Here is a 12,239-nt window from a genome sequence, read left to right as displayed (position 1 = left end):
CTACCAGTGCCAGTCCCGACGCGCGGAGATTGGTCCGGCCTCGGTCGCTGACTGCGCGTGGCTGCGCGCCCCATCACTGCGGGTCGCGCGGGCCAGCCACAAGTCGAGTCACAAGAGAATCGAGGAACATACGGATGCCTGCGCTCACCGTCGGCATCTTCGGCAGGTGCCGCGCAAGGGCCGGACTGAGCCGGTAGTAAACGCGGATGAACGCTCGACCAACAGCGGTGGGTCGCAGTCGCTCATCCCTGAAGGTGCGAAGCACCACCACCTCAGGCGCGTCGTAATTGCCGTAAACCGCTGTCGCGACGTAGCAAGCGCCCGACGGCTTCTCCGGCTGAACAGGCACTCCTGCAGACCGTCCCGGCGCTTGATCCCGCATTGCCTCGGCCTTGATTGCTGCGAAAGGGCGCGGCAACGAGTACGTCGGGTTGCCCGAGAACTCCTGCACCCGCGACCGGAAGGATTGCTCTGTTCGGAGCGCCTCCAGAACGTCCGCCAGGTCCTCGTGCGGCGGGTGCGGCAACTGCTCGTGACGTTGTGCGGTCCCGAAGCGTTCGTAGGTCGACATCGTCTTTCGGATGATTGCAAGAGCGCCTTGCGCATCGCCGCCAACGAGCGCCACCTTCCAGAGATTGCGCAGGTTAAGAAGGTTGTAGTGGCCTTCCAGCCGGAAGGACTCGATGATCTTCTCGGCAGCGGTTACGTAGCGACCGCTCCGCTTCAGCGCGGTGGCTTCCCATCGCAGCTCCGTGCTCCTCGACACATCATAAGCGGTTGAACCGATGAGAACACCGGCCTTGCCCGCAATGCGGTCGCTGCTGGACATCTCCGTTAGGTATGCAGTGTCCTGCAGACCTTCACCAACGTATGGCATCGTCGGGGAGTCGAGCTCTGCGACGAAGCTTCGGATGAGTTCCTTGAGCGCTTCGATCGTCGGATCTTGTGTCATTCCGGTACCCCGCTCTTGAGCCATTTGTCGTGCATCCGGGAGCCGCTCGACACAGGATCGAACCTATCGGAATCCGTGCGATCTGCGAAGCGACCTTCTCTGGCTATACAGAGCTGCCTTGCTGCGACTCGTGGCCGCTGCCAACCCCGACTCTGTTATACGGAGAGGCGACGTCGGGGCACGGCAGGATCCGAACAAGGCGCCATCACCATACGCAATCCTAAGCTGGCGGTGGCATGCCGAGATCTTGTCGTAATCGCCTCAGCGGATCCGGGGGATGGCCGAGCAGGCCGGGTATCACAGCGCAGGGTCGACACCGACGCGTGATTCCCCCGCCGAGTGGCAAAGCAGGAGCATGCTCTACGCGATGAGAGCGCATCCGCTCTGTTACCGACCGTGACGGGCCACCCGTGCGCTCGCCGCTCCGCGCTCCTACGTTGAGAGCACACCATCCAGAGCGGCCGAGAGACCTGGCTCGACGACGCCGCAGCAACCCGTGATCGCGCGGGTGCTTCGGCCAGGACCGATGGATCTCCCGCATCGAGACCGGCCGAGGCCGGCATCGACCGAGCCCGCTGCGCGTGCCCGGACGCGGTTCCTCGGGTCACGAGAGGACGACCGCATGACCACGACAGACCGAAGCCGGCAACGACGACGCGTGCTCGCCTCCTCCTTCGTCGGGACCACGATCGAGTGGTACGACTTCTACCTCTACGGCACCGCATCCGCCCTCATCTTCAGCACGCAGTTCTTCCCCGAGGGCAGCGCGCTCGCCGGCACGATCGCGTCGTTCGCGACGCTCGCCGTCGGCATCGTGGTGCGGCCGCTCGGGGGCATCATCGCCGGCCACCTCGGCGACCGCATCGGCCGCAAGTCGCTGCTCGTCGCCTCGCTGCTGCTCATGGGCGTCGCGACCACGATCATCGGACTGCTGCCGAACTTCTCGGCGATCGGCTGGTGGGCGGTCGCCGGGCTCATCGTGATGCGAGTGCTGCAGGGCCTCTCGGCGGGTGCCGAGTGGGGCGGCTCGGCGCTGCTGAGCGTCGAGCACGCACCCGCCAGGCACCGCGGGCTCTTCGGTTCGTTCACGCAGCTCGGCTCCTCCGCGGGCATGCTGCTCGCGACCGGTGCCTTCTTCATCGTGCAGCAGGTGCTGAGCGCTGAGCAGTTCACCGACTTCGGCTGGCGGATCCCGTTCCTCATCTCGGCGGCGCTCGTCGCCTTCGGGCTGTGGATCCGGCTCGGCGTCGAGGACGCACCCGAGTTCGAGGAGCACCGCTCGACCGGCGTCACCCGCGCCCCGGTCGCCGAGCTGCTGCGCAACCACCGGCGCCCGCTGCTCATCACGATCGGGCTGCGCCTCGGCCAGAACGCCGTCTACTTCCTCATCACCGTCTACATGCTCAGCTACCTCTCGAGCGAGCGCGGCGACACGACCTCCGGCGTCACCGCCGTCATGATCGCCTCGGCGCTCGGGCTCGTCGCGACGCCGCTCTGGAGCTGGCTCTCCGACCGCGTCGGCCGCCGCCGCGTCTCGATCTTCGGCTACGCGGCCATCGGCGTCTTCGGCTGGGCGCTCTTCGCCTTCCTCGACGCCGGCCCGCTCGCGCTGCTGCCGCTCGTCGTCGCGATCGGCGTCAACATCGCGCACGACTCGGTCTACGGGCCGCAGGCCGCGTGGTTCGCCGAGCAGTTTCCGGTGCACGTGCGCTACTCCGGCGTGAGCCTCGGCTACCAGATCGGCTCCGTGCTCGGCGGCGGCCTGATGCCGATGATCGCCGCGCTGCTCTACTCCGCAGGCGGCAACGAGCCCTGGCTCATCGCCGGCTACCTGTCGGTGCTCGCGGCGCTCTCGATCGTCGCGGCCCTGTTCGCCGCCGACCCCGCGCGCGACCGGCCCGGCACCGACCTGGGCGACCTGCATGGCGCGACCGAGCGCATCCGCCCTGATTCCGACCCCGAGACCACCCTGACCGACGCCGAGCCCGTGCTCGCGGCGACCGAGAGGACCGACCGATGACCCGACCGCTGCTGCTGAGCGCCTTCGAGATGCTCGTGCCCAACCATCAGTCGCCGGGCCTCTGGCGGCATCCGGAGTCGCAAGCGCGCGACTTCGACAAGCTCGGCTACTGGACGGAGCTCGCCAAGACGCTCGAGCGCGGCGGCTTCTCGGCGCTGTTCCTCGCCGACATCCCGGGCGTCTACGACGTCTACGGCGACGGCATCGACGCGACCGCTCGCGGCGGCGTGCAGTACCCGGTGCTCGACCCGCTCGTCGCCGTGCCGGCGATGGCTGCGGTCACCGAGCGGCTCGGCTTCGGCGTCACGGCGTCGGTCACCTACGAGTCGCCCTACCTGCTCGCGCGCACGCTGACGACGCTCGACCACTTCACCGGTGGCCGCATCGCGTGGAACATCGTCACCTCCTACCAGGACTCCGCGGCGCGCAACCTCGGCTACGACAAGCAGCTGCCGCACGACGTGCGCTACGACCGCGCCGACGAGTACATGCAGGTCATGTACAAGCTCTTCGAGGGCTCGTTCGAGCCGGATGCGGTGGTCGCCGACAGGGATTCGGGCGTCTGGGTCGACCCCGACAAGGTGCACCCGATCGGGCACGAGGGCGAGTGGTTCACGGTGCCGGGCTACGCCCTCGCGCACCCGGGGCCGCAGGGCACGCCCTACCTCTTCCAGGCAGGCGCGTCGAGCCGCGGGCAGGCATTCTCGCTCGACCACGCCGAAGCGATCTTCTTCTCGGGGTCGACGCCGCAGCTCGTGCGGCGCTGGGTCGACGGCGTGCGCGAGGGGCTCGTCGAGCGGGGCCGGTCGGCGGATGCGGTGAAGATCCTGACGATCGCGACCGTCATCGTCGCCGAGACCGACGAGGAGGCGCAGGCGCGGCTCGAGGAGTATCGGCAGCACGTCGACATCGAGGGCGCGCTCGCGCTCTTCGGCGGCTGGACGGGGGTCGACCTCTCAGGGCTCGACCCGGATGCGACGCTCGAGCACGTGCAGACCGAGGCGAACCACTCTGCCCTCGCGTCGTTCACGACGCTCTCGACAGGCCGGAAGTGGACGGTGCGCGACCTCGCCGAGTTCGTCGCGATCGGCGGCCGCGGCCCGGTGATCGTCGGCTCCCCCACCACGGTCGTCGACGAGCTGGAGCGCTGGCGCGAGGAGTCGGGGGTCGACGGCTTCAACATCACGGCGGCGGTGCGGCCGGCCGACATCGAGCGCTTCGTCGACCTCGTGACGCCGGAGCTGCGGCAGCGCGGGCTATTGCCTGAGGCGGGCGACGAGCCGAGGGGGCTCACGCTACGGGAGGCGCTAACCGGCGCTGGCCCGCAGCTGCCGGCCGATCATCTGGGGGCACGTTTCCGCGAGACTGTGGCGGGCTAGATCTCGGGGGACGGCCGGCGAGCCCGCAGGCGGGTAGCGCCGGCCGTTCAACGGCTCGAGGCCGCCGACGGACGGCCCGACGATGCGGGCGGCCTGATCCCATCCACTGCCCTCTGACGAAACCGGACGCTGCCCGTCGTGCGCTTCGACGGGACGGCAACGGTGTGACGGGGACCGCGCGCGTACCTCGACGCGCCCGAGTGGGCGCGACCCGAGCGACCAGGCACCCCAAGGTGTTCACGAGCTCCCACGACTTGATCCAGCCGCCACCGTTCCATCAGCACCGATGTTGCAAGGCAGGAGCCTCGGCTCTAGCTTCTCGCGCGCACCTCCGCAGTGATAGCAACCGCGACCGCTTTCGGATCCTCGTGCTCCCAGAACCGCAGTACCCTCCAGCCCTCCGCCTCCAGGCGCTCATTCGTGTCAACGTCTCGCGCGATGTTACGCGCGATCTTTGGTCCCCAGTAGGCGGCGTTCGCCTTCGGTGCGATGAAGTGCTCCGGGCAACCGTGCCAGAAGCATCCGTCGATGAACACCACCACCCGACGCCGCGTGAAGACGATGTCGGCCCGCCGCCGCCTATCCGAGGACAGCGCAGGAAAATCGACTCGATAGCGCAAACCGGCCGCGTGCAAGAGCCGTCGGACCGCAATCTCCGGCGCTGTGTCGCGTCGCGTGTTGCCGCGCATGGTTGCGGCAACTGCAGAGCTGGAGGCCCAGCTATGTTGCGTCACGTCTTGACGCACTGCGCCGCCGCCTTACTCACCGTACGAGTCTCCCATCGACGTCGACTCCAGTAGCCAGACTGTCGCGGCACCACGACCGAGCGCTGGGCACGTCACCCAGACGCTATAGATTCAGTGCAATGGTACGGGGGGCGACCCAGCACCCTTCCATGATCTGCGCTCTGCGCGGCGAGACGATTCCAGGAGGCACAACGATGTCAGTATCCGGAGGATTGGGCGGGTTCGTCCTGTCCGAGCCCGACTGGGTCGAGTACTTCGCGTTCCAGGTCAACCGATACGGGAACCAGGCCGAGGCGGTTCGCGCGCTCGAAACCAAGTTCGGACGTGAAGCTGCGCTCGCGATGAAGTTGGCCTTTCAGGAAGCCGCCAATCAAGTCCAGGGGTTCAACGCGGATGACGCAGTAGTCGACAGCCAGCTTGAGAGCTGGTACATCCCCCAGAATCCGCCAGGCCCACGCTACGCCGCGCTGGAGTCGGTGCTGTCGGAGAAGCTGCCCGACGCGGCCACCGTGCGACGAGTTGGTGAGGCCGCGGATCGCATCCTTGCGTCGTGCGGCAATCCAACCTTGGCAGAGTTCAACCGGCTCGGGCTGGTGCTCGGATATGTCCAGAGCGGCAAGACCACGAGCTTCATGGCGCTTGCCGCGAAAGCTGCGGACGTTGGGTACAAGCTCGTGATCGTCCTCTCGGGACTCACTGACAGCCTGCGCCAGCAAACGCAGAACAGGATCGACGAGAGCGGTTTCGGCGACGGGAAGCACTGGCGAATGTTAACCACCCCAGAGCGCGACTTCCAGGCGTTCTGGAAGGCCGACCAAGATCTCGTCGGCGACAAGCCTGCCTACGCGGTAGTCAAGAAGAATCCTGCACGCCTCAGGCGCCTCAAGCAGTGGCTAGAGAGCGCCAGCCCCCACGTCGAGAGGAAGACGCCCATCCTCATCATCGATGATGAGGCCGACCAGGCGACGCCGAACACGGCCCGCGGGCATGGACGGCTGTCGACGATCAACCGATTGCTGCGACAGATCGTCCACGACCACACGCGAGTGACATACGTCGCATACACGGCCACCCCGTTCGCGAACCTGCTGATGAACGCGAAGGATGCGGAGGACCTCTACCCGAAAGACTTCATCATTTCGCTCGAAGAGCCGGACGGCTATTTTGGTACGCGAGCGATGTTCGGCAAAGGCACCGCGGACGACGCGACGGAACTCGACGTCGTGCGCACGGTCGCTGACGCCGAGGCCGAGGCGGTTCGCGACGCCTCGAGGCCCGACACCTTCGAGGGATCCTCGTTCGAAGCGGCGATTAGGTGGTTCGTCCTGGCGACCGCCGCGAGACGCGCCCGATCCGGAGAAATCAAGCACTCGACGATGCTCTTCAATGTCTCGACCCTCGCGAACGACCATTTCACGACGGCTGCGGCGATCACAGACTCGCTGCATGCGCTCCGCGGCCGCTTCGTCGCGGAAGACCTCGATCTTCTTGACGAGCTCGAGCGTCAGTGGGTCGAAGAGTCTGAGCGCCTGCCCGCGCGGCTTTACGGACACGAGCCACTGCAGTTCGAGGCGGTCCTCTCAGCGATCTCCGACGTCCTCGGGACGACTCGAGTAGTGGTCGACAACTACCGTTCACAAGACCGGCTCAGCTACGGCGACTCTCCGGAGACGGTGATCGTCGTGGGCGGCAACACCATGTCTCGAGGGCTGACGCTCGAGGGCTTAGTCTCCTCGTACTTCCTGCGGACGTCGAAGTCGTACGACTCACTGCTGCAGATGGGAAGGTGGTTCGGATACCGGGAAGGGTACGAAGATCTTCCGCGGGTTTGGATGCCGGACGGCGCCTACGAGTGGTTTAGGCATCTCTCGCTGATTGAGCTGGAGATCCGAGACGAGATCCGCAAGTACGGCAAAGGCGAGGTGCGACCGATCGAAGCAGCTGTTCGCATCCGCACTCACCCGCAGATGGACGTCGTCGCCGCCAACCGCAACCGCGGGAAGAAGGTGGCCGTCTCCTACAGCGGCTCATTCGTCCAGACGACCGTGTTCCCGACGACAGACGCGGCGGCGCTGAACTCGAACCTTGCCGCGCTCGACGAGTTCGCCGACAGACTGTTGCGGTCGGGCGCCGAGCATTCGCTCGTCCGGAAGAACATCGTCTACCGTGACGTGCCCGCAGACGAGGTGATCCGGTTCCTCGAGCGCTACCAACAGGTCGCCGATGCACGCGTATTCGTGCCGGAACGTCTGATCGAATACATCCGCCTCGAGAACGCGGCGACGAACGACCCGTCAGCGGGCCTCAACTACTGGAGCGTGGTCTTCACGACCGGTTCATCCGCGAGAGAGCGGATCTTTGGGGATGCGGGCACCATCCAGCTCGTGCAGCGAACCCGACGCGATCCAGGAGGCAACGCCGAGGATGCGAACATCGGCGCCCTCGTCAGTGGTGGCGACCGGCTGATCGATGTGGATCCGTCCGAGGTGCCCGAAGAGCTCGGCGGCAGCGATACGGCGGACAAGCTCGACAGCCGGATGCTGGCGTGGAAGACCGCCAACGGGCACACGAACGGGCTGCTAGTGGTCTACGTGATCGACAAGGATTCGAAAACCAAGGCAGGGGCGAAGCACCGGTTCGATCTCGGCGCGAGGGCAGACGTCGTCGGCTTGGCGCTGTTCTTCCCGGAAGCCAGTGGCGCTGAGTCTCTCGTCGAGTACATCGCGGCGGATCTGCCCGACCGCGATTCGGTCGCGGTCGATGAGACGGAGGAGGCCGAGCGAGAGATGCTCGATGCGGATGACTTCGACGGTGCAGCGCTACAGGAAGCGGAGGGCGGCGGCCATGGGTGAGAGCAGGGATACCTTCGACATGCTACGGCTCCGTGCCGTCGATCATCCCGGCGCGCATCTCAGCCGCACGGAGCTGGTTGATGACGGCCGAACCTCGGGTTGGGTGCTCGAGGCCGACGGAACGCCGGCGTTCTACGTCGAGGTACCGGCCGAGACCGACTTCCACGAGGAGCTCAACGCGAAGGGATTCGCGGTCGAGGTTCGCGCCTACGCGGGATTCGAGTCGCAGAGGGCGCTCATGATCCGCCTCCGCAATCGCGAGATGGAGGCCGCCTTCGCTTCCATGATCGACGACCTCGTCGACACCGCCAAGAGCGACCTCACCGCGACTACCGCCATTGTCGCGCGGAAGACCGTCGATCGTTGGCGCGAGATGTTCAAGGCAGCCGGTCGTGATCTACTCTCCCTAAACGAGCAAGTCGGGTTGCTCGCCGAGCTCCATCTCCTCGCGGCGCTTGCAGACGCAGGGGCGACGGATCCCCTCGAAGCCTGGCACCGAGGCGGCCCAAGCTCTCAGCACGACTTCTCCTTCGAGACAGGGGATGTCGAGGTCAAGGCGACGACAGCTCGCGAGTCCTTCGACATCACGGTCCACGGGCTTGAGCAGTTGTCCACGGACGACGGGCGGGCGCTCATTCTCTACGCTGAGCAGCTCGAGGCTCGCGCCGACGGCGAGACTCTGCCGGAGGCGATCAGCGCCCTCGAGCGGCGCGGGTTTTCGCGCCTGAGGATCCGGGAGAAGCTAGAAGCGTGCGGCTATTTCGAGGCGCACGCCCCGTCGTACACCGACCGCTTCGCGGTTCTCCGCTGCAAAGCGAGGGAGGTGGACGATACGATGCCCAGGATCTCCAAGTCGTACCTGCCGGACGAGGCGCACGCGGAGGATCTGAAGCGGGTTTCGTACTCCATCGACTTCGGGCCGATTGACGGCTTTGAAGGTCCGGAAGCATCGCTGCTCGCCACCTCCTTGGCGACGCCATGACGACGCTGTCCCACGTAGCCGAGAGGTTCTCTCCAGCTGGCGGAGCAACGGCTGAGTCCCTGAACCGCGCATTCGGGCCAGTGGCGTTGCGGGAATGGGATCCGGTGCTCCGCGAGACGCTTCAGAACTCCTGGGACGCTCGGAAGACCGAGGACGGGCCCATCTCGTTCAAGATGATCGCCCGCACGCTCAGCGTCGAACGGTCCAGGTTTCTCCGCGAATCGGTGCTGGGCAGCGACGCCCGAGGACACGGCCCGCTCGAATCCCTGCTCGACGAAGCCGGCTCGATCGACGTCCTGGAAGTCGCGGACGAGGGGACGCTCGGCCTGGACGGTCCAACCCGCGCCGATGTCGCCATCGCGAAGGGCGACCCTTCTCGGTTCCGGTCACTGGTGCGCAACTTTGGCAGATCCGGTGACGATCAAAGCACCTCGGGCGGCGCGTATGGCATTGGCAAGGCAGTGCTGTTCCAAGCGAGCTCGGTTCGAACGGTCGTCGTGTACTCTCAGGCCGCCATAGGCAACGATGTCGAAGCCCGCCTCATCGTCGTCGCGCGAGGAGACTCGTTCCCGCGTGACGGCATCGAGTACACCGGCCGCCACTTCTGGGGGATCAAGGTCGACGACCCGAGCATCGGCGAACACGTCGAACCGTTGGTCGGCGCGGATGCAGTGCAGGTCGCCGACTTCCTCGGCATCACCCGTCCAGCCGATGACCAGACCGGGACGACACTCGTCGTCCTGGAACCTGCTGGCGCAGAGCAACGATCAAATGCGCAACTCGTTGAGGAGCTTCGCGACGCCGCAATGCGATGGGCGTGGCCCCATCTTGTGCGCGCGACCCGGACAGGCGGCGCACGCCGGTCGATCGACTTCACCTTCGCGACGGATGACCTTGTGCTCGAGATTCCCGACCCAAGGACGGATCGCGACTTGGCTGCCTACGCAGAGTCCTTCTTGGCTATCGAACAGCGAAAGCTGGGCATCGATGGCGATGAACACGGGGTGTCGGTGGTACCGATCGCGAGCTCCCGCAAGGGCGAGGCCCCTGCCGGGATCCTCGCCTTCCGTAGCCACTTCGAACGCGCCCAGCATGCGGCGAGCCCAGACGACAACGATGGCGAGCGCGGAGCACGGCAACCTTATCTCGGCGATCGCGTCGCGCTGATCCGGCCCACGCCATTGTTCGTCGTGGCGTACCACGAGGTGAGGGGCGGTGACGACCCCACCGTCACTGTCCATGGCGCCTTCGTCGCCAGCGAGGTCCACGAGACCGAGTTCAGAGACAGCGAGCCGGTGGCACACGACGCCTGGATCCCGCAAGCAGGCAGCCATCTGATCCGAAGCACCTTGAAGGCGATTCGCGACGCGACACGACCGCCCACCTTCGAGCGACGGGCAGCCGTCTCAGGTGCTTCGACGCATGGGATCTCGCGACTGTCACGGATGCTCGGCGCACATCTCACCGGCTGGTCCGGCACCGCCGCCCTTGAGACCGAAGCCCCGTCAGCCAGCGCCTCCCCTGGCGCGCGAAATCGGGGGCGGCCGGGAGCTCAAAAACCGGGGGTTCACGTAGTGATCGGCGACGAGCAGGACTTCGCGCGCGTGGTGGACGGCTTCACTGACATCACGTTCGAATTCACGGTCGAAGGGAGAGCGCCCACGGCTCCAATGCGGCTCAGTGCGACACCCCGGACGATCGTGGGCAACGGAGAGGTTGAGAAGACCGCCCCGGCCGGATCTGTCGCGCCCTTGGTAATCGGCTGGCGGCTGGAGGGCGCTACCGCGACCGTTGAACCGCCGCGCGTCCAGGACGCGATCGGCAAACGAGCCGCCGTTGTCGTTCGCGTCGAAGACGCGGTCGCGATCGCGATCGACATCGAGCTGGTCGAAGGCGAACGTGGAAAGGCGCCGGGTACATGAGATCCTCCGTCTCGCGCGGGTTCAGAACCCTTCGACAGACAGACGCAGCGGTGACAAGCTGGACCTACGCCGCCGGCGGCGCGCCAGCAGGCGCCCTCCCCGAGCGCGACCCGGATTGGACGCCCGCCGAAGGCGTCGAGATCAGCATCGAGCTGCTGCTGGATCTCGACGCGGCTCGCGAGCGCCTCGGCCTCCATGCAACTGCGACGTTATCGGCAGCAATCCTCTGGGCTTCGGACGCGACAAGACGCCACGGCGCGTCTGAAGCCGTGCGCGTCGTCACCGGCCTCACCATCGTCCGCGCGAGCATCCCTGGTCATCTCCTCGGAGGAACGCTCGAACTGCGTGCCGTGATCACGGTCTCGTCTCCGGGGATCCGCTCGAACGACGGTTTCGCTCCGCGCGCTCCGCAGGCGATCGTCTGGGAGGAAGGCCGGACGCTCAGGCTCGAGGGCACCGGAGCGCAGCTACCCGTCATCGCCCTCGAGTTCAGCGGCCGCGAGCGGCCCGAGCACGCGCCATGGCGCTTCCAGCTCCTCAACCCGGACCTCGCTTCCCCCCTCGGAAGCGCGTTCCTCCTCGAGCTGAATGCCAAACACCCGACGGTTCGAGCGCTGACCGAGGGGGAGGATGTGGTGCTGCCGCACGTCGTCCCGCTCCTCGACGCGTTCATCGCGCGCAACCTGCTTCACCAGCTGCTGTCGGAGTTCGACATTGAGGAGCAGCTGTCGCACAGCTTCGAAGCAGGCTCACTCGGATCGCATGTCAAGTCGTTGCTTGCCGCGATCTCCGGCGTGGACGCCGAGGAGGGACTGAGGATGTATCGCGACGAGCGACCGCTATTCGATCTGAGGATCGACGCGGAGATTGGTCGGTTCCGATGAATGCGCTGCTCGGATTCCCCCGGCTGGTGGAGGGCGCGGCTCGTGTTGCGCTCGAAGACGCCTGGCGAAGGAAGAGAGCGGACAACGGCTTCGTCAGCGCAACCATCTCCGCGACCGACAAGGCGGCAGCCGCAGCAACGCTGGAGTCCATCGTGCGCTCCTCCGGCGCGACCCTGCCCCCGCTGTCCCCGCTGGTCACCGGGGAGACAGCGTTGCGGATCGGAGCCTTCCAGCACCGCACTCGGTCTGCCGCGGCCCTGTTGCACGACAAGAGTCAGGAGGCTAATCAGGCATTCGACCAGGCGCTAGTCCAAGCCATTCGCGAAGAGTTCCGGGGACTGACGCTAGCCGAGGCCGCGCACGACGGCATGTGGCACTTTCTCGGCTCTTCGCAGTTGACGGTGTAGACGTTCGGGTCGCGTCGGTTCGGGGATAGGGGTCGAGGTCTTCCAGGATGGAAGTTCCTACACTCACCGTCCGAAAGACCTCGACGTGCTCAACG

The 12,239-nt window shown here is 66.3% G+C and carries 9 protein-coding genes and 1 riboswitch; of the genes, 7 read left to right on the top strand and 2 right to left on the bottom strand.

The window, feature by feature from the left end:
- Positions 1-73 precede the first annotated feature (73 nt).
- Positions 74-976 carry a CFI-box-CTERM domain-containing protein gene (locus ACP7BI_RS00045; protein ID WP_425842703.1) on the bottom strand — a complete coding sequence of 301 codons (903 nt, stop codon included), beginning with the start codon at positions 974-976 and terminating at the stop codon, positions 74-76.
- A 421-nt stretch (positions 977-1,397) separates the two neighbouring features.
- Positions 1,398-1,485, top strand: a riboswitch (SAM riboswitch).
- Positions 1,486-1,574: 89 nt separating this feature from the next.
- Here ACP7BI_RS00045 and ACP7BI_RS00040 point away from each other — a divergent pair.
- Positions 1,575-2,972: an MFS transporter gene (locus ACP7BI_RS00040; RefSeq protein ID WP_425842701.1), complete on the top strand. Its 1,398-nt coding sequence runs from the start codon at positions 1,575-1,577 to the stop codon at positions 2,970-2,972.
- Positions 2,969-4,351 carry an LLM class flavin-dependent oxidoreductase gene (locus ACP7BI_RS00035; protein WP_425842699.1) on the top strand — a complete coding sequence of 461 codons (1,383 nt, stop codon included), beginning with the start codon at positions 2,969-2,971 and terminating at the stop codon, positions 4,349-4,351. Before ACP7BI_RS00040 ends, ACP7BI_RS00035 begins: the two co-directional genes overlap by 4 nt.
- 311 nt (positions 4,352-4,662) lie before the next feature.
- Here ACP7BI_RS00035 and ACP7BI_RS00030 read toward each other — a convergent pair whose 3' ends face one another.
- Positions 4,663-5,040: a very short patch repair endonuclease gene (locus tag ACP7BI_RS00030; protein ID WP_425842697.1), complete on the bottom strand. Its 378-nt coding sequence runs from the start codon at positions 5,038-5,040 to the stop codon at positions 4,663-4,665.
- A gap of 251 nt (positions 5,041-5,291) precedes the next feature.
- On the opposite strand from ACP7BI_RS00030, the gene ACP7BI_RS00025 reads away from it, so the two are divergent.
- Genes ACP7BI_RS00025 through ACP7BI_RS00005 form a run of 5 tightly spaced genes read left to right on the top strand, consistent with a single transcriptional unit; the run spans position 5,292 to position 12,144 of the window.
- On the top strand, positions 5,292-7,949 hold the full coding sequence (locus ACP7BI_RS00025) for a Z1 domain-containing protein (protein ID WP_425842695.1): 2,658 nt from the start codon (positions 5,292-5,294) through the stop codon (positions 7,947-7,949).
- A complete protein-coding gene (locus ACP7BI_RS00020; protein WP_425842693.1) occupies positions 7,897-8,931 on the top strand; it encodes a PD-(D/E)XK motif protein in 1,035 nt (344 codons plus the stop codon). The genes ACP7BI_RS00025 and ACP7BI_RS00020 overlap by 53 nt, the downstream gene beginning before the upstream one ends.
- Positions 8,928-10,853 (top strand): hypothetical protein, encoded by a 1,926-nt coding sequence (locus tag ACP7BI_RS00015; protein WP_425842691.1) that lies wholly within the window; start codon positions 8,928-8,930, stop codon positions 10,851-10,853. The genes ACP7BI_RS00020 and ACP7BI_RS00015 overlap by 4 nt, the downstream gene beginning before the upstream one ends.
- Positions 10,854-10,903: 50 nt before the next feature.
- A complete protein-coding gene (locus ACP7BI_RS00010) occupies positions 10,904-11,737 on the top strand; it encodes a hypothetical protein (RefSeq protein WP_425842689.1) in 834 nt (277 codons plus the stop codon).
- A complete protein-coding gene (locus ACP7BI_RS00005; protein WP_425842687.1) occupies positions 11,734-12,144 on the top strand; it encodes a hypothetical protein in 411 nt (136 codons plus the stop codon). Before ACP7BI_RS00010 ends, ACP7BI_RS00005 begins: the two co-directional genes overlap by 4 nt.
- The last annotated feature ends 95 nt before the right edge of the window (positions 12,145-12,239 follow it).

The organism is Agrococcus sp. TSP3-2-1, assembly GCF_049897585.1.
Lineage (GTDB): Bacteria > Actinomycetota > Actinomycetes > Actinomycetales > Microbacteriaceae > Agrococcus.
The sequence above is the reverse complement of the archived record's forward strand: the minus strand, read 5'-3'. Positions and strand labels throughout refer to the sequence as shown.

Coding starts and splice junctions, on each gene's coding strand:
- ACP7BI_RS00015 (WP_425842691.1), top strand. CDS start 8,928: ATGACGACGCTGTCCCACGTAGCCGAGAGGTTCTCTCCAGCTGGCGGA.
- ACP7BI_RS00035 (WP_425842699.1), top strand. CDS start 2,969: ATGACCCGACCGCTGCTGCTGAGCGCCTTCGAGATGCTCGTGCCCAAC.
- ACP7BI_RS00045 (WP_425842703.1), bottom strand. CDS start 976: ATGGCTCAAGAGCGGGGTACCGGAATGACACAAGATCCGACGATCGAA.
- ACP7BI_RS00040 (WP_425842701.1), top strand. CDS start 1,575: ATGACCACGACAGACCGAAGCCGGCAACGACGACGCGTGCTCGCCTCC.
- ACP7BI_RS00030 (WP_425842697.1), bottom strand. CDS start 5,040: ATGCGCGGCAACACGCGACGCGACACAGCGCCGGAGATTGCGGTCCGA.
- ACP7BI_RS00005 (WP_425842687.1), top strand. CDS start 11,734: ATGAATGCGCTGCTCGGATTCCCCCGGCTGGTGGAGGGCGCGGCTCGT.
- ACP7BI_RS00025 (WP_425842695.1), top strand. CDS start 5,292: ATGTCAGTATCCGGAGGATTGGGCGGGTTCGTCCTGTCCGAGCCCGAC.
- ACP7BI_RS00020 (WP_425842693.1), top strand. CDS start 7,897: ATGACTTCGACGGTGCAGCGCTACAGGAAGCGGAGGGCGGCGGCCATG.